Annotated in this window: 19 protein-coding genes; 9 read left to right on the forward strand and 10 right to left on the reverse strand. The window is 77.3% G+C overall.

The annotated features are described in order from the left end of the window. Window positions 1–5 precede the first annotated feature (5 nt). Window positions 6–1,169 (reverse strand): alpha/beta hydrolase family protein, encoded by a 1,164-nt coding sequence (locus KRAD_RS03090; RefSeq protein WP_203417483.1) that lies wholly within the window; start codon window positions 1,167–1,169, stop codon window positions 6–8. An 11-nt stretch (window positions 1,170–1,180) separates the two neighbouring features. Beyond that, window positions 1,181–1,474 carry a DoxX family protein gene (locus KRAD_RS03095; protein WP_157873775.1) on the reverse strand — a complete coding sequence of 98 codons (294 nt, stop codon included), beginning with the start codon at window positions 1,472–1,474 and terminating at the stop codon, window positions 1,181–1,183. A gap of 204 nt (window positions 1,475–1,678) precedes the next feature. Between KRAD_RS03095 and KRAD_RS03100 the strand changes: the two genes are divergently transcribed. From KRAD_RS03100 to KRAD_RS03110, 3 genes are all read left to right on the forward strand, one after another. After that, entirely contained in the window at window positions 1,679–2,203 is a 525-nt protein-coding gene (locus KRAD_RS03100; RefSeq protein WP_011981785.1) for a hypothetical protein, read from the forward strand. Window positions 2,204–2,243: 40 nt separating this feature from the next. Further along, on the forward strand, window positions 2,244–2,693 hold the full coding sequence (gene msrB, locus KRAD_RS03105; protein WP_011981786.1) for a peptide-methionine (R)-S-oxide reductase MsrB: 450 nt from the start codon (window positions 2,244–2,246) through the stop codon (window positions 2,691–2,693). 65 nt (window positions 2,694–2,758) lie between these two features. Continuing rightward, window positions 2,759–3,115 (forward strand): hypothetical protein, encoded by a 357-nt coding sequence (locus KRAD_RS03110; protein WP_041291870.1) that lies wholly within the window; start codon window positions 2,759–2,761, stop codon window positions 3,113–3,115. An 84-nt stretch (window positions 3,116–3,199) separates the two neighbouring features. Here the strand turns inward: KRAD_RS03110 and hemQ are convergent, their stop codons facing one another. From hemQ to hemE, 3 genes are read right to left on the reverse strand one after another with little or no spacing between them, the layout of a single operon-like run. Further along, the gene (gene hemQ, locus KRAD_RS03115) at window positions 3,200–3,931 is read right to left on the reverse strand and encodes a hydrogen peroxide-dependent heme synthase (RefSeq protein ID WP_011981788.1); all 732 of its coding nucleotides are present in this window, start codon (window positions 3,929–3,931) and stop codon (window positions 3,200–3,202) included. Beyond that, window positions 3,928–5,376, reverse strand: a complete 1,449-nt coding sequence (hemG, locus tag KRAD_RS03120; protein ID WP_011981789.1) for a protoporphyrinogen oxidase — start codon at window positions 5,374–5,376, stop codon at window positions 3,928–3,930. The genes hemQ and hemG overlap by 4 nt, the downstream gene beginning before the upstream one ends. Next, entirely contained in the window at window positions 5,364–6,428 is a 1,065-nt protein-coding gene (hemE, locus tag KRAD_RS03125) for a uroporphyrinogen decarboxylase (protein ID WP_011981790.1), read from the reverse strand. The genes hemG and hemE overlap by 13 nt, the downstream gene beginning before the upstream one ends. A 64-nt stretch (window positions 6,429–6,492) precedes the next feature. Between hemE and KRAD_RS03130 the strand changes: the two genes are divergently transcribed. The 6 genes from KRAD_RS03130 to KRAD_RS03155 all read left to right on the forward strand — a co-directional run bounded on the left by KRAD_RS03130 (window position 6,493) and on the right by KRAD_RS03155 (window position 11,122). Beyond that, window positions 6,493–7,074: a DUF3000 domain-containing protein gene (locus KRAD_RS03130; protein WP_049821052.1), complete on the forward strand. Its 582-nt coding sequence runs from the start codon at window positions 6,493–6,495 to the stop codon at window positions 7,072–7,074. Between the two features lie 152 nt (window positions 7,075–7,226). Continuing rightward, complete coding sequence (locus KRAD_RS03135) at window positions 7,227–7,829, forward strand: response regulator transcription factor (protein ID WP_011981792.1); 603 nt, start codon at window positions 7,227–7,229, stop codon at window positions 7,827–7,829. An 87-nt stretch (window positions 7,830–7,916) separates the two neighbouring features. Then, complete coding sequence (locus KRAD_RS03140; RefSeq protein WP_011981793.1) at window positions 7,917–9,200, forward strand: HRDC domain-containing protein; 1,284 nt, start codon at window positions 7,917–7,919, stop codon at window positions 9,198–9,200. Window positions 9,201–9,294: 94 nt separating this feature from the next. Next, the gene (locus KRAD_RS03145; RefSeq protein WP_157873462.1) at window positions 9,295–9,714 is read left to right on the forward strand and encodes an ATP-binding protein; all 420 of its coding nucleotides are present in this window, start codon (window positions 9,295–9,297) and stop codon (window positions 9,712–9,714) included. Window positions 9,715–9,770: 56 nt separating this feature from the next. Further along, the gene (locus KRAD_RS03150; protein WP_011981795.1) at window positions 9,771–10,604 is read left to right on the forward strand and encodes a hypothetical protein; all 834 of its coding nucleotides are present in this window, start codon (window positions 9,771–9,773) and stop codon (window positions 10,602–10,604) included. A 122-nt stretch (window positions 10,605–10,726) separates the two neighbouring features. After that, window positions 10,727–11,122, forward strand: coding sequence for a rhodanese-like domain-containing protein (locus KRAD_RS03155; RefSeq protein WP_011981796.1), 396 nt, complete (start codon window positions 10,727–10,729; stop codon window positions 11,120–11,122). Window positions 11,123–11,135: 13 nt separating this feature from the next. Here the strand turns inward: KRAD_RS03155 and dxs are convergent, their stop codons facing one another. The 5 genes from dxs to KRAD_RS03175 form a co-directional block, all read right to left on the reverse strand. Then, the gene (dxs, locus tag KRAD_RS03160; protein ID WP_011981797.1) at window positions 11,136–13,067 is read right to left on the reverse strand and encodes a 1-deoxy-D-xylulose-5-phosphate synthase; all 1,932 of its coding nucleotides are present in this window, start codon (window positions 13,065–13,067) and stop codon (window positions 11,136–11,138) included. Window positions 13,068–13,194: 127 nt separating this feature from the next. Next, entirely contained in the window at window positions 13,195–13,575 is a 381-nt protein-coding gene (locus tag KRAD_RS03165; protein WP_203417484.1) for a hypothetical protein, read from the reverse strand. 26 nt (window positions 13,576–13,601) lie between these two features. Next, entirely contained in the window at window positions 13,602–13,727 is a 126-nt protein-coding gene (locus KRAD_RS27425; RefSeq protein WP_275263047.1) for a hypothetical protein, read from the reverse strand. Between the two features lie 158 nt (window positions 13,728–13,885). Next, window positions 13,886–14,629, reverse strand: a complete 744-nt coding sequence (locus KRAD_RS03170; RefSeq protein ID WP_011981800.1) for a phosphocholine cytidylyltransferase family protein — start codon at window positions 14,627–14,629, stop codon at window positions 13,886–13,888. Continuing rightward, complete coding sequence (locus tag KRAD_RS03175; protein ID WP_041291871.1) at window positions 14,626–15,723, reverse strand: CDP-glycerol--glycerophosphate glycerophosphotransferase; 1,098 nt, start codon at window positions 15,721–15,723, stop codon at window positions 14,626–14,628. The genes KRAD_RS03170 and KRAD_RS03175 overlap by 4 nt, the downstream gene beginning before the upstream one ends. Window positions 15,724–15,760 lie beyond the last annotated feature (37 nt).

Raw genomic sequence — 15,760 nt, forward strand, 5'->3', positions numbered from 1 at the left:
CCCCTTCAGGCGTCCTCCCGCAGCGTGGTGGAGACGAACCGGCGCACGGCGGTCTCCCAGCGCTGCGGGTCCACGTTCCACTCCCGGGTGTGGCCGGCGGTGGAGCTCGGCACGTAGGTCACCAGGTCCGGCCGGGCCTGCGCGAGCCGGCGCGAGGGGCCGTCGGGGACGTAGTCGTCGGCGTCGGAGTGCAGCAGCAGCACCGGCAGGACGAGTTCCCCGGCGCGGCGCACCCAGTCCATGGGGCGCAGGTCCAGCGGCCCCTCGACCCCCACCAGCCGGCGGCCCAGCGGGTGGGCCAGCAGCCGCAACCCGTAGCGCCCCAGCCGGACCGGGATCCGGCGGCGACGGGCCTGGTGGTCCAGCACGTCGTACCAGTCGAGCACCGGGCCGTCGAGGACGAGGGCGGCGACCCGCCCGGCCAGCGGGGAGCGCGCCACCAGCTGCAGCAGGATCGCCCCGCCCATGGACCAGCCGACGAGCAGCACCCGGCGGGCGCCGGAGTCCAGCGCGTGCTGGACCACGGCCTCGACGTCGCGCCACTCGGTGTCGCCCAGGCCGTAGCGGCCCGCGGCCACCGCGGGCGCGTCGGCGTCGTTGCGGTAGCTCGGCACCAGGCACGGGATCCCCAGCTCGTGCAACACCGGCAGCGCGCGCAGCGCCTCCTCCCGCGTCGCGCCGCGGCCGTGGACGAGGACCGCCCACACCCCGCCGGGGACCGCGCCGGGCGCCGCCGCGGGGACGGACCAGCAGGGCAGCTCCCCGACCTCGCCGCTCACGGCGAGGTCGTCGTGGGCGAGGCCGAGCGCCGCCGTGGGGTTCCCGGCGTAGTAGTACTGGTTCCACCGCGCCGCCCCGGGGCGCGGCACCCCGGCGTCCACCCCGAGCAGCTCCCGGGTGACGCGCCCGTCGGTGACGTCGAGGACGTCACCGACGCGGAAGTGCCCGGCCCCGCCGTCGGTCCAGACCCCGTAGCGGCCCGGGACGACGGTGTCGGCGGTCTCGGTGAGCACCACCCGGCGCGGCCCGACCTGCAGCACCTCCAGGTCGTCGGGCTTGTCCCGGCGCGGGGTCACCACGGCGCGGGCGAAGCCGACGGCGACCCCGGTGAGGGCCGCCCCGGTGAGCGCCGCCGTCACCGTCGCGGTGGCCGCGGCCAGGGAGGCCACCCGGCGCCCCCTCACCGGCCCGCCCGCCAGGCGGCGCGGACCAGCGGCAGTTGCAGCGGCAGCCGGGCGAGGGCGAGCGCCCGGCGCCGGGAGCCGGGCGGGGAGTCCAGGGCCATCTTCACGTTCGCCGGCCACACGGCGAGCAGGAACACCGCGGCCGCCCCGCCGGCGGCGCGACGGGTGGCGGGGACCGCCAGCCCGGCGGCCAGGGCGAGCTCGGCGAGGCCCGAGGCGAGGGTCCAGGTGCGGGGGCGGCCGGGCAGGGAGCGGGGCACGATCGCGTCGAAGCCCACGGGGCGGGCCAGGTGGGCGACCCCGGCGGCGGCGAGGAGCGCCGCCGTCGGCCGCCACCGCCCCCGTCCCTGCCCGCGTCCCCGCCCCTGCCCGCGCCGCGGGTGCGGCCCGCCGGTCCCGCGCCCGTCCGCGCGGCTGAGCCCTCGCCCGATCACACCGGCGATCCTGCCCGACGCCCCGGCGCCGCGTCCGCACGCCCCCGCTAGGGTCGGCGGGTGGATCCGAGCGCACCCGTGGACAGCTGGACCGTCGTCGTCCTCACCGAGGAGGCGTTCGGCGACGTCGACGCCCGCAACGTGGCCGGCCTGCACGCCGACGCCCGGGCCGCCGGGGCCGAGGTGCGCCACCTGGTCCTGGTGCCCGTCGAGACCGGCCGCAGCCTGCTGGCCGGGGTCTTGGACCACCTGAGCCTGGGCGAGGTGCGCGCGGCGCTGGACGAGGTCCGCCACGGCCACCCCGACCCGTCCCGGGCCCGCGCCGAGGCCGAGGCGGCGCTGGCCGCGACCCTGGCGGCGCTGCGGGACCTGGGGCTGAGCGCCGAGGGCCGCACCACGGAGGGGGACCCGCTGCCGGCGGTGCGCGAGGCCCTCGCCACCGGCGCCGACGTCCGCGAGCTCGTCGTGGTGACCCGCCCGCACGCCGTGGAGGACACCTTCCACACCGACTGGGCCTCCCGGGCCCGCGACGCCCTCGGGGTGCCCGTCCTGCACGTCTACGCGGGCACCACCCGCCTCGGCTGAGGACCGGAACACCCGCCGGGGCCGGGGGGTTGGACGTGGCATGACCGCAGACACGCCGCAGACCAGCCAGGGCCCGAGCACGAAAACCTACAACGTCACCAAGACCGACGCGGAGTGGCGCGCTGAACTGGACCCGATGGCCTACCACGTGCTGCGTCAGGCCGGGACCGAGCGCCCCTTCACCGGCGAGTACGAGGACACCACCACCGAGGGCGTCTACGCCTGCCGCGCCTGCGGTGCGGAGCTGTTCACCAGCGCCGAGAAGTTCGCCTCGCACTGCGGGTGGCCGTCGTTCTTCGACCCCAAGGACTCCGCCGCGGTGGAGCTCCTCGTCGACGACAGCCTGGGGATGCGCCGCACCGAGGTGCGCTGCGCGAACTGCGGCTCCCACCTCGGCCACGTGTTCGAGGGCGAGGGCTACCCGACCCCCACCGACCAGCGGTACTGCATCAACTCGGTCAGCCTGAGCCTGCGGCCCACCTCGGCCTGATCGCGCCCCGGGCCCCCGGCGCAGCGCGGATGCGCCCGCCCGGGGGCCCGGGCACAGTGGGGGCCATGAGCGAGCCGTACTCCGAGACCTACCAGCCCATCGACCCCGAGCTGGACCCCCTGGCCGACCCGGACCTGCGGCAGGCCGACTCGTCCATCCCGCAGGAGGACGACGAGGACGGCGGCGACCTGCGCGACCTGCAGACGGACACCCTCCTCTCCGACAGCGACGACGACACCTACGACGCCACGCGGCGGGTGAGCCGGGCGACGGAGGAGCTGATGCGCGACGACGTCGACCCGGACAACGAGACCATCGAGGAGCGCCTCCAGCAGGAGGAGCCCGACGAGTCCGGCGGCTCCGGGCACGTGGGGGGCGACCACGTCGCGGCCGCCGACACCGAGGACCCCGAGCGGATCTGAGCCCTCCCGGGACGTCGCGCACGCGCGAGAGCCGCTGCCCCCGTCGGGGACAGCGGCTCTCGCGCGTGCGGGGTACGGCCGTTCTCAGGGCAGGGCGTCGACGAGGTCGGCCAGCGCCACCCGGGGACCGGTGAAGAACGGCACCTCCTCGCGCACGTGGCGCCGGGCCTCGGTGTCGCGCAGGTCGCGCATGAGGTCGACGATGCGGTGCAGCTCGTCGGCCTCGAAGGCGAGGATCCACTCGTAGTCGCCCAGCGAGAACGCGGAGACGGTGTTGGCGCGGACGTCCTCGTAGGGGCGGGCCTTGAGGCCGTGGTCGCGCAGCATCTTCCGGCGCTCGTCGTCGGGCAGCAGGTACCACTCGTAGGAGCGGACGAAGGGGTAGACGGACACGTAGTCGCGGGCCCGCTCCCCGGACAGGAACGCCGGCACGTGGCCGCGGTTGAACTCCGCGGGCCGGTGCAGGCCCACGACCGACCAGACCGGCACCAGGTGCCGGCCCAGCCGCGTCCGGCGCAGCCGGCGGTAGGCCTCCTGGACGAGCTCGACGGTCGGCGCGTGCCACCAGAACATGAGGTCGGCGTCGGCGCGCAGGCCGGCGACGTCGTAGGACCCGCGCACGACCAGGCCCCGGCCGGTGAGCTCGTCGAGCAGGTCCTGGACCTCGCGGGTCAGGTCCGTGCGCTCGCCCTCGCCCAGGGGGCTCTCCACGGCGAAGACCGACCACATCGCGTAGGCGATGGTGCTGTTGATCTCGTCGACGCTGGGGGCCGGTGGCTGCTGCTCGGGGGACGGTTCGGTGTGCTGCTCGGTCATGCCCGCATCCTCCCCCAGGCCGGTGCGAGCTCCGCACGCACCTGCGCCGCCGCGCGCCGGGCGGCCCCGACGCAGGCCGGGATCCCGACCCCGTCCAGGACCGAGCCGCAGACGGCGAGCCGGCCCGCGGCCCCGACGGCCGCGCGCAGCCGCTCGACCCGGTCGAGGTGGCCCACGGCGTACTGCGGCAGGCCGTCCACCCAGCGCACCACGGCGTGCTCGACCGGGTGCAGGTCGCGTCCCAGCAGCCGGGAGGCGTCGGCGGTGGCCCAGCGCACCACGTCGGCGTCCTCGGCCCCCAGGGCCTCGGTCTCCCCCGCGCGTCCCAGCGAGACGCGGAGCACGGCGGTGCCCCCGGGCCGGTCCCCGCGCTGGTCCCCGACCCAGTCCCACTTGTTCCCCGACAGCGTCAGCGCCTTGGCGCGCAGGCCCTCCACCGCGGCGACGGCGGGCGGGACGAGCAGCCCCGAACCGGTCAGCCCGGACAGCTCCCCCGCCGGGACGGCGAGCGCGGCGATGACCACGCTCGCGGTCTCGACCCCGCGCAGCTCGGCCGCGGCGGCGGGGACGGGTTCGGCCAGCAGCCGCGCCGCGGCGGGGGCGGGCACGGCGACGACGACGGCGTCGGCGTGGCGGGAGCAGCGGGCGGTGTCGACGAGCCAGCCGTCGGGGCGGCGCTCCAGGCGGGTGACGGGGGTGGAGGTGGCGACCACGGCGCCGCGCTCGCGCAGCCGCTCGGCGAGGGTCCGCGGGAGGGTGGCCAGGCCGCCGCGCAGGCCCGCGAAGACGGGGGCGCTGGAGGCGGCGGGGGGTTCGGCGATGGCGTGCAGGAGGGAACCGCCGCGCACGGCGTGCTGCCACAGGGCGGGGACGGTGGCGCGCAGGGACAGCTGCGCGGCGTGGCCGGCGTACACCCCGCCGAGGAGGGGTTCGACGAGGCGGTCGACGACGGCCTGCCCGACGCGGGCGGCGACGTAGTCGGCGACGGCGACGTCCTCGGTCAGCGGCGGGGCGGGCAGGTCCGGTTCGGCGCGCACGCGGGCCACCTCCGCGGGGGCGAGGAACCCCTCCACCGCGTCGGCGGAGCGCGGGACCCCCATGAGGGTGCCTGAGGGCAGCGGGTCGAGGCGGCCGGGGGAACGGACGCTCGCGCGGGCGGTGGCGGGGTGGACGAGGGCGTCGGCGAGACCGGCGTCGCGGACCAGGTCCACGCCCTCGGGGCGGCGGGCGAGCATCGACTCGGCGCCGACGTCGAGGACGACCCCGCCGACCTCGGCGCGCTGCAGGACGCCCCCGACGACGTCGGCGGCCTCGAGGACCTCGACGGTGAACTCCCCGGAGCGGGTGAGCTCCCACGCGGCGGTGAGGCCGGAGATCCCGGCCCCCACGACGACCACGTGCGGGAGGGCGCGGGGGCGGGGCGGGGCGGGGGTCAGCTCCGCCACGCGTGGACCTCCTCCACGACCCGGGCCAGGACGGCGGGGTCCGCGGTGGGCGGGACGCCGTGGCCGAGGTTCACGACGTGCCCGCCCCCGGCGCGCTCGCCCTCGGCGAGGATCCGGTGCAGGTCCGCGCGCAGGACGTCCCAGGGGGCGAAGAGCAGGGCGGGGTCGAGGTTGCCCTGGACGGCGACGGGGCGTCCCGCGCCGGCCGCGCCGCGGGCGGCGCCGACGTCGAGGGGGACGCGGAAGTCCACGCCGAGGACGTCGACGCCGCCGTCGACGGCGGCCATCGCGCCGAGCAGCTCCCCGGTGCCGGTGCCGAAGTGCGTGCGCGGCACCCCCAGGTCGGACACCGCGGCCAGCGCGGCCGAGGAGTGCGGGGCGACGAGGCGCTCGTAGTCAGCCAGCGGCAGCGCGCCCACCCAGGAGTCGAAGAGCTGGACCGCGGAGGCGCCGGCGAGGACCTGGGCGCGCAGGAAGGTGCCGGCGATCTGGGCCAGGCGGGCGGCGAGGTCGTGCCACAGCTGCGGGTCGGCGTGCATCAGCGCTTTGGTGCGCAGCAGGTCCCGGGAGGGGCCGCCCTCGACGAGGTAGCTGGCGAGGGTGAAGGGGGCCCCGGCGAAGCCGATGAGCGGGACCCCGTCGCCGATGCCGGCGAGCTGCGCGGTGGTGAGCGCGACGGCGTCGGTGACGTGCTGGAGGGCGTCCAGGGACAGCTCCGGCAGGCGGTCGAGGTCGGCGCGGGTGCGGAAGGGCTCGGCGATGACGGGACCGGTGCCCGCGACGATCTCGACGCCGACGCCGGCGGCCTCGAGGGGGACCACGATGTCGGAGTAGAAGACCGCGGCGTCGACGTCGTAGCGGCGCACGGGCTGCAGGGTGATCTCCGCGACGAGCTCGGGGATCCGGCAGGACTCCAGCATCGTCGTGCCCGCCCGCGCCTCGCGGTACTCCGGCAGCGAGCGGCCGGCCTGGCGCATGAACCAGACGGGGGTGCGGCGCGGGGTGGTGCCCCCGCGGGCGGCGTGGAGGTAGGCGGAGTTCTCGAGGGGCACGCGCCGATGCTCCCACGGCGTGGCTGACGCCCCCGCGGGGTCGGGGGTGCCTAGGCTCCCTGGCGTGAGCGCGCACCGGACCCCGGGAGCGCCCGGGGCTCCGCCGGCCTTCGAGGCCGCGGTGGCCGCGGTGCGCGCCGTCCGCCTGCGCTCGGAGATCGTGCTGAGCGAGGTCCCGGCGCCGGCGCGCATCGCGCCGTTCGCGGTGGCCGTGGCCGGGGACGTGGTCGTCGACGGCGACGAGCTGGCGACCGGCCGCTTCATCCTGCTGCACGACCCGTCCCGGCCCGCGGAGTGGGGCGGGGACTTCCGGGTCGTCACCTACGCGCGCGCCGACCTCGAGGCGGAGCTGGGCGGGGACCCGATGCTGGGCCAGGTCGGCTGGTCGTGGCTGGAGGAGGGGCTGGCCACCAGCGGGGCCCTGGCCACCGGGGTGGGGGGCACCGTGACGCGGGTGCTGTCGGAGGGCTACGGCGCGCTGGCCGGGCGCCCGGCGTCGGTCGACGTGGAGCTGCGCGCCTCCTGGACCCCGGCCGACCCGGCCGACATCGCGGCGCACCTGCACGCGTGGGGCGTCCTGGTGTGCACGGTGGCGGGCCTGCCGCCGCTGCCCGAGGGCGTCCTGCCGATCGGCCGCACCCGCTGAGGCGCAGCGGGTCCGGCACCACCCCGCGGGACCCGGCGGCCAGGAAGGTCGGTCGCGAACGTTCAAGGCGGGCCCCCGACGGGCCGATCACCTCCTCAGTAATCGAGGCGCACCGCAGTGGGCGGGCGCCGATCGCCTGCAGGAGGACGACGGTGACCGCACTGGTCGAACGCCCCGGGATGGCCGTCCCGTCCCGGCTCGGCCGCTTCGCGGCCCTGGTCGCGGTGGCGGACCCCGCCGTCCGCGAATCCGTGACCCGCACCCTGCGCATGCTGGGTGCGATCAACGTGGAGCACGCCACCAGCGTCGCCCAGGCCCGCGCGATGGCCCGCACCGGCCCGCGGGCCCTGTTCATCGCCGACGCCGGCCTGCCCGACGGCTCCGGCGCCCAGCTGGTCTCGGAGCTGCGCGCGGCGGGCTGGAACCGCTGCGTGGTGCTCTCGTCCAACGCCGACCCGTTCGCGGTCCGCGGGGCGGTCGCGGCCGGGGTGCGCTGCTACCTGGTGACGACGCGCCCCGAGGGCGTCGGGTTCGAGGGCCGCGGCGGCGAGAACGGCGTGGACTCGCTGTCCGAGCGCGAGATCGAGGTGCTCCAGCACGTCGCCGACGGCCGCTCCAACAAGGACACCGGGGCGGCGCTGGGCCTGTCCGCGCTGACGGTGAAGAGCCACCTGGCCCGCATCGCCCGCAAGCTCGGCACCGGCGACCGCGCCGAGATGGTCGCCATCACCCTGCGGGCCGGCGTCATCCAGTGACGCCGCGCTGACGCCGCGCTGACGTCGCGCCGACCGCGCCGGGCACGCCCCGGCCGGGCCGCACCACCGGTCACGTACGGTGGTGCGGTGACGAACGCGCCGACGCAGCAGCAGGAGCAGGAACAGGCCGAGCCTGAGCTCCCCATGCTCTCGGCCCCCGCCGACGGCCTGCCGCCCGTGGTGGCCGACGAGGCCGCCCTGGCGCGCACCGTCGCCGCGTTCGCCGCCGGCACCGGTCCCGTCGCCGTCGACGCCGAGCGCGCCTCGGGCTACCGCTACGGCCAGCGCGCGTTCCTCGTCCAGCTGCGCCGCGAGGGGGCCGGGACGGCGCTGATCGACCCCGACGCCCTCCCCGACCTCTCCTCCCTCGGCGCGGTCCTCGCCGACGCGGAGTGGGTGCTGCACGCCGCCAACCAGGACCTCCCGTGCCTGGCCGAGGTGGGCATGCGCCCCACCCGCCTCTTCGACACCGAGCTCGGTTCCCGCATCGCGGGGCTGCCGCGGGTCGGGCTCGGCGCGGTCGTGGAGGAGCTGCTCGGGCTGCGCCTGGCCAAGGAGCACTCCGCGGTGGACTGGTCCACGCGCCCGCTGCCCGAGCCGTGGCTGACCTACGCCGCCCTCGACGTGGAGGTCCTCGTCCAGGTGCGCGACGCCCTCGCCGAGCGCCTCGCCGCGCAGGGGAAGCTGGAGTGGGCCCTGGAGGAGTTCGCGGCCGTCGCCGACGCCCCGGCTCCGGTGCCCCCGGCCGAACCGTGGCGGCGCGTCTCGGGTCTGCACGCGGTGCGCTCGCGCCGGCAGCTCGCCGTGGTGCGGGCGCTGTGGCAGGCCCGCGACGAGGAGGCCCGCCGGCGCGACACCTCCCCCGGGCGGCTGCTGCCGGACTCCGCGATCGTCGCCGCCGCCCGCGCCACCCCCCGCACCCCCCAGGCGCTGGCCTCGACGTCGGGGTTCACCGGGCGGGCGGCGAAGTCGAAGCTGCAGACGTGGGCCGACGCGGTGGCCGCGGCCCTCGCCCTGCCCGAGGCCGACCTGCCCGCGCACACCCCCCGCGGCGACGGGCCGCCCCCGCCGCGGGCCTGGGCGGCCAAGGACCCCCTCGCCGCCGCCCGCCTGGGCGCGGCGCGGGCCGCGGTCACCGCGCTGGCCGAGGAGCACGGGCTGCCGGTGGAGAACCTCCTGCAGCCCGACGCGCTGCGGCGGGTGGCGTGGGCTCCCCCGCAGCCGCTGGAGGCCGAGGGGGTGCGGGCCGCGCTGGCCGCGCGGGGGGCCCGCCCCTGGCAGCTGGACCTCGTGGCCGCCCCGGTGGCCGCCGCGATGGCGCAGGCCCGGGTCACCGAGGCGGACCCCGGCCCGGCGCCGGTCGAGGACTGAGCCGACACCGCTCCGCTTGCCGCCGGGCCGTGCCTGCGTCAAGGTCGTACCCCGCCACGACGAGGTGGTGCGGCCGAACTCGACGGAGGTGGACGTGGAACGTCTCACCCTGCACGACCAGCTCTCCGCGGCCGCCATGGCCCGGCACTGGGTCTGCGACCACTGCCCCGAGCAGCACCTGCCCGCGGCCCGGCGCTGGATCGCGGAGCTGCTGACCAGCGAGCTCGTCGTCAACGCCCTCGCCCACGGCCGCGGGCCGGTGGTGCTGTCGCTGACCCACGACGAGGAGGGCATCCTCGTGGGGATCTCCGACTCCGACGAGCGGGTCCCCACCCTGCGCGCGCAGTCCCCGGGGGCCACCGCCGGGCGGGGGATCGCGCTGGTGGACGCGCTGGCCACCACCTGGGGCGTCTACGGCAGCGACGGCAGCCGCACCGACGCGGACACGGGGGGCTGGCCCCGCCCGCAGGAGTCCGGCGGCAAGACCGTCTGGTTCCACCTCGCCACCGGCTGACCCGTCCGGGGGACGCCGGGACGTGCGCCGGAGCGCTCTCGCCTACGGTCGGCCACGTGAGCCCCGAACAGCCGCCCCCCGTCCGGGCCCTCCTGCGACGCAGCGTGCTCGCGACCAGCGTGCTGGACGACCTCGACGTCGACCTCGACGACGACGGGGTCCGGCTGCCCGGGTGCAGCCCGCTGGAGTGGTCCGACCTGGCCCGCACGGCCGCCGGGGCGGACGAGGACGTCGCCCGGCTGCGGGTGGGCGAGCTGCTGCACGCCCACCGGGAGCTGCACCGCGACGGGGCCCGCACCGTGCCGCTGGCGATCCCGGTCGGCGCGGACCGCCACCCCGCCTACGGGTGGCCCCACGTCCCCCAGCTCGGGGGCGCGCTGGACCTCGGGCTGGGGGTCGTCGTCCGGACCGGGACCGGTGACCGCGCCCGGGAGCGGACCGTGCCGGTCCCCGTCGGCTCCGCCCGCGCCACGGGCCGCTCGCCCCGGCTGGGCGAGGTCGACCTCGCCCGGCTGGAGGACATCGGCGCCCTGGTGGCGCGCCGCCTCGTCCGCGACGCGGGCAGCCGCGGGCTGGGCGCCGGCGACGGCGTCCTGCGTCCCGTCGCCGGGTGCGACGTCCCGACCCTGCTGGCCTCGGCGACCCTGCGCGAGCACCTGGTCGCCGGACCCGACCGGACGGTGGGGAACGTGCTGCGCGCGATCGCCGTGCCCGACCGCACGCGCGGCTGGTTCGACCTGACCCGCATCGACCCCGCCTACGTGGGGGCGGCCTGGATGGCCACCGACGCGGCGGACCGCGGCTTCCGCCGGCCGGTGCTGGTGACCCGCTCGGAGGTGGCGCTCGCGCCGACCTCGCCGCGGCTGGTGGAGGACGTGCTCGCCGACTGAACCCCCGTGCGGGAGGCTGCGGTCGTGGTCCCGACCCGCGGTGCCGTCCGCCCGCCGTCCGCCGCCGTGCCCGCCGCCCTCCCCGCGGGGGCGCTCCCCGCGAGGGGTCCGGGGGCCCGGCGGTGAGCGCCGAGGAGGTCCTCGCCGCCGCGCGCGCGGGGCTGGACCGGCTGACGCCGCAGCGGTTGCGGGCCGAGCAGGAGGCGGGGGCGCTCGTCGTCGACACCCGCACCCCCGCCCACCGGGCCGCGCAGGGCGAGTTCCCCGGGGCGCTGGTCATCGACCGGACCGTCCTGGAGTGGCGCCTGGACCCCACCGGCCCGCACCGGATCCCGGAGGCGACCGGTCCGGACCTGCGGGTCGTCGTGGTGTGCCGGCACGGCTACAGCTCCAGCCTCGCCGCGGCGTCGCTGCGGGCGGTGGGCCTGTCCCGGGCCACCGACCTGGTGGGCGGGGTGGAGGCGTGGATCGCCGCCGGGTTCCCCGTCCACCGCGGCCCGGTGGACCTGCGGGAGTGAGCGCGCGGGCGGCCTAGCGCGGGGGCACCGCGGCGGAGGGCCCCGGGCGCTCCGGCTGACCCGTGCGGGCCACCGCCTCGACCAGGGCGCGGGCCACGTCCTGCGGGGCCAGGCCCGCCTCGTCGAGGAGGGCGTCGCGGGCCCCGACGTCGAGGAACCGCTGCGGCAGGGCGAAGCCGTGCACCGGGGTGGCGTCGTCGCGCTCGCGCAGGCCGGCGGCCAGCGCCCACCCGACCCCGCCGACCTCGCCCCCGTCCTCGAGGACGGCGACGTGGCGGTGGCTGCGGGCGAGGTCCACCAGCGCCTCGTCCACGGGCACCACCCAGCGTGGGTCGACGACGGTGACCCCGACGCCGTGGGCGCGCAGGCGGGCGGCGACGTCGAGGGCGCGGGTCACCAGGGCGCCGACGGCGACGAGGAGGACGTCGTCGCCCTGCGCCCAGGCCGGGCCCTCCAGGACGTCGGCGTGCCCGGTGCGGGCGATCGCAGGGATCGCCGCGGGGACCTTCCCCTTGCTGAAGCGCAGCACGGTGGGGGCGTCGTCGACGTCGACGGCCTCGCGCAGCTCCGCGCGCAGGGTGGCGGCGTCGCGCGGGGCGGCCAGGCGCAGGCCGGGCACGAGCCGGCACAGCCCGAGGTCCCACACCCCGTGGTGGCTGGGGCCGTCGGGCCCGGTGACCCCGGCGCGGTCGAGGACGAGGGTGACCCCGGCCCGGTGCAGGCCCACGTCGAGCAGGAGCTGGTCGAAGGCGCGGTTGAGGAAGGTGGCGTAGACGGCGACGACGGGGTGCAGCCCGCCGGCGGCCATGCCGGCGGCGGAGGTGACGGCGTGCTGCTCGGCGATGCCGACGTCGAAGACGCGCTCGGGGTGGGCCCGGGCGAAGGGTTCCAGGCCCACGGGGGCGCGCATGGCGGCGGTGACGCCCACGACGTCGGGGCGCTCGTCGGCGATGGCGAGGACCTCGTCGGCGAAGACGCTGGTCCACGACGAGCCGGACGTGGCCTGCGCCTCCCCCGTCTCGGGGTCGATGACCCCCACGGCGTGGAAGCGGTCGGCGTCGTCGGCCAGGGCGGGCTGGTAGCCGCGGCCCTTCTGGGTGATGACGTGGACGATGACGGGCCCGCCGAAGGAGCGCGCGCGGCGCAGGGCGTGCTCGACGGCCTCGGTGTCGTGCCCGTCGACGGGCCCGACGTACTTCAGGCCGAGGTCCTCGAACAGCCCCTGCGGGGCGACGATGTCCTTGAGGCCCTTCTTCACCCCGTGCAGCGTCGCGTGGGCCAGCCGGCCGGGGGTCCCGCCGCGCTTGAGGGACTGCTTGCCCCAGTCCAGGAGCTTCTCGTACTCGCGGGTGGTGCGCAGGGTCGCGAGGTGGGAGGCCATGCCGCCGGTGGTGGGGGCGTAGGAGCGCTCGTTGTCGTTGACGACGACGATGACCGGGCGCTGGGCGTCGGCGATGTTGTTCAGCGCCTCCCAGGCCATGCCGCCGGTCAGCGCGCCGTCGCCGATGACGGCCACGACGCGGCGCCCGTGCTCGCCCTGGCTCTCCCCGCGCAGCTCGAAGGCCTTGGCCAGGCCGTCGGCCCAGGACAGCGAGGTGGAGGCGTGGGAGTTCTCCACCACGTCGTGCTCGCTCTCGGCGCGCGAGGGGTACCCGGCCAGCCCGCCGGCCTCGCGCAGCCGGGAGAAGTCCTGCCGGCCGGTGAGGAGCTTGTGCACGTAGCTCTGGTGCCCGGTGTCGAGGACCAGCCGGTCGCGGGGGGAGTCGAAGACGCGGTGCAGCGCGATGGTCAGCTCGACGACGCCGAGGTTGGGCCCCAGGTGCCCGCCGGTGCGGCTGACCGCGTCGACGAGGAAGGCGCGGACCTCCTCGGCGAGGGCGGGCAGCTCCTCGGCGGGCAGGGACTTGAGGTCCTGGGGCCCCTTGATGGTCTCGAGCAGCCCCATGCGGGGTGGCCTCCTGGGTCGCGGGGTCGGGCAGGACGTCGTGGTGGGTCGGACGGGGCGAGTGTAGGAGCCGCGCCGGGGCCCGGGGCCGCAGACCGCCCGTGCGGGCGAAGCGTTCACGGGCGGCTCACATCCGGGGCACGAACCGGCGCCCGCGCACGGCCTGCTCCAGCAGGTCCACCGCCCGGGCCAGCCGGCGCAGCCGCAGCTCCTCGCGGTCGAGGACGTCGAAGAGCCGGGGGGCGACCTCGGGGGGCAGCTCCTGCGACAGGTCCCGGCGGGCGGTGCTGCGGGCCGCGCGCAGGGCCTCCTGCTGGGCCCGGACGTGGTGGGCGACCAGCCAGGCCAGCAGCAGCGGGTGGTGGCGCACCACGGCGTAGGAGCGGAACTCCGGGGGCGCCTGGTCCAGCAGCCAGGTCACCGCGTCGGCCTGCCACTCCCCCGCGCCCGGGGGCGGCACCTCCTGGGGCCACCCCGGCGGGCCGTGCCGCGGCCGTGGTTCGAACACGGGTTCGATCCTACGGCGCCGGGGCGTCAGGGGCTGACGGCGCTGACGACCTCCCGGGTCGTGCTCACGTGGGAGGTCACCTCGGCGGCGGGCACCGCGGCGACGAGGCAGGCGACGGCGCCGAGGCCGGCGAGGGCGAGGGCGAATCTCATGGCGGGCACCCCGGGGGGTCGGACGGGACGGGACCCCCTGGTGATCGGCCGCGACGGCGGCGGGGCTGAGCCCGTTCACCGTCGCGGCCGACCGCCGTCACGCAGCGTCGACCCGTCCCGCCCGGACGGGTCAGGGACGGGCCGGGGGCGTCACCCCCTCAGCGGAGGAGGGGGTCCAGCCGCAGGTGGTCGGCCTCGATGCGGTCCGCGCGCTGCAGGTCCTCCTCGAAGTCGACCTCGACGACGTCGAACCTGGACACGTCCACGGGGGCGACGTGCAGGCCGCGGCGGGCGATGGCCGTCTCCAGGCCCCGCTCGAAGTAGTCGTCGTCGGCGCAGGCGCGCAGCTCCTCGACGAGGACCGCCTTGTCACGGGAGGAGACGTGGTTGATGCCGACCGCCTCCCCGAGGCCGCCGCGCACCGTCTTGGACAGCTCCCGCACGAAGCCCTCGGCGTCGACGGTGTACTTGACCTCCTCCTCGGCGACGGAGGCGGTGTTCACGCAGACGAACGTCTCGTCGCGGTCCAGCCACGGCTGGACGTGGCGCAGGATGCGCGGGTCGAAGACCACGTCGCCGTTCATCCACAGCACGCCCCCGGGGTGGGAGGTCTCCAGGGCGCGCAGCAGGCTCTTGGAGGTGTTCGTGGAGTCGAACCGCTCGTTGTAGACGAAGCGCAGGTCCGGGTGGGCCTCCATGACGACGGTGGCCTTGAACCCGACGACGACGGTGACGCGCACCTCCGCCGACAGCGCGGAGCGCAGGTGGTCCACCTGCTGGCGCATGATCGTGCGCCCGTCGCGCAGCACGGTCTGGGACTTCGGCAGCGGGCGCCCGAGCCGGGTGCCCAGGCCCGCGGCGAGGACGACGGCCTGCACGGTGCCGTCCGCGGTGCGGTTCACGCGCCCACCCCCGCGGTGGCCGGGGCGAGGAGGAGGTCGAGGACGCGGTCGGCGGCGCGGCCGTCCTCGGCGTGGCAGAAGCGGGCCCGGAACGCCTCGTAGCGCTCCTGCCACGCGACCTGGACCCCGTCCAGGTCGGCGAGGGCGTCGAGGACCTCCTCGCAGGTCTGCAGCACCGGGCCGGGCGCGATCTCGAGCAGGTCGAAGTAGAAGCCGCGGACCACGTCGCGGTAGTGCTCGAGGTCGTAGGCGAAGAACAGGATCGGCCGGCCGGTGAGGGCGAAGTCGAACACCGCCGAGGAGTAGTCGCTCACCAGGACGTCCGCGGCCAGGTACAGGTCGTTGACGTCGGGGTGCTCGGAGACGTCGACGACCCCGGCGACCCGGCGCCCGCGCAGGGTCTCGGGCACCAGGTGGTGCAGGCGCAGGAGGAGCACGTGGTCCTCCCCCAGGCGCTGCGCGAAGCGGTCGGGGTCCAGGGGCAGGCGGGCGTCGGGGTCGCCGCCGGTGGCGCGGTCGTCGTCGCGCCAGGTGGGGGCGTACAGGACGGCGGTGCGCCCCGGTTCGATCCCCAGCGCCGCGCGCACCCGCTCGCGGCGCTCGCCGGCGTCGGGGGCCAGCAGCGCGTCGTTGCGCGGGTACCCCGTCACGGGGACCTCGCCGGTGACGCCGAAGGCGGCGCGCAGGGGGACGGCGCCGGCGGCGCTGGGCCCGAGCAGGACGTCCCAGCGGGTGACGTCGTCGTCGAGGCGCGCCAGCACGGCCTCGTTCCCGTGGGCCTGGTTGATCGCGTCGCGGTGGATGCGCTTCAGCGGCGTCCCGTGCCAGGTCTGCAGGTAGGTCGCCCCCGGGGCCTTGGTGAAGGGCGGCAGGTGGTTGTCGGCGACGACGACGTCGGCCGACTCCAGCGCGGCGAGGGCCGCGGGGGTGCCGAGGGGGACGGTGGTGGTGCCGACGGGGAAGGAGCCGGCGTGGCGGGGGTCGGCCAGCCAGACGTGCTCGACGCCGGTGACCCCGCGGGACAGCGCCCGCCAGTGCAGGGCTCGCGGGTTGTCGGAGTAACGGCCCCCGAAGCTGTAGTAGACGATCTTCACGTTCTTCTCTCTGTCGACGCCGGTGGTCGGGCCCGTC

This window comes from Kineococcus radiotolerans SRS30216 = ATCC BAA-149 (assembly GCF_000017305.1).
GTDB lineage: Bacteria > Actinomycetota > Actinomycetes > Actinomycetales > Kineococcaceae > Kineococcus > Kineococcus radiotolerans.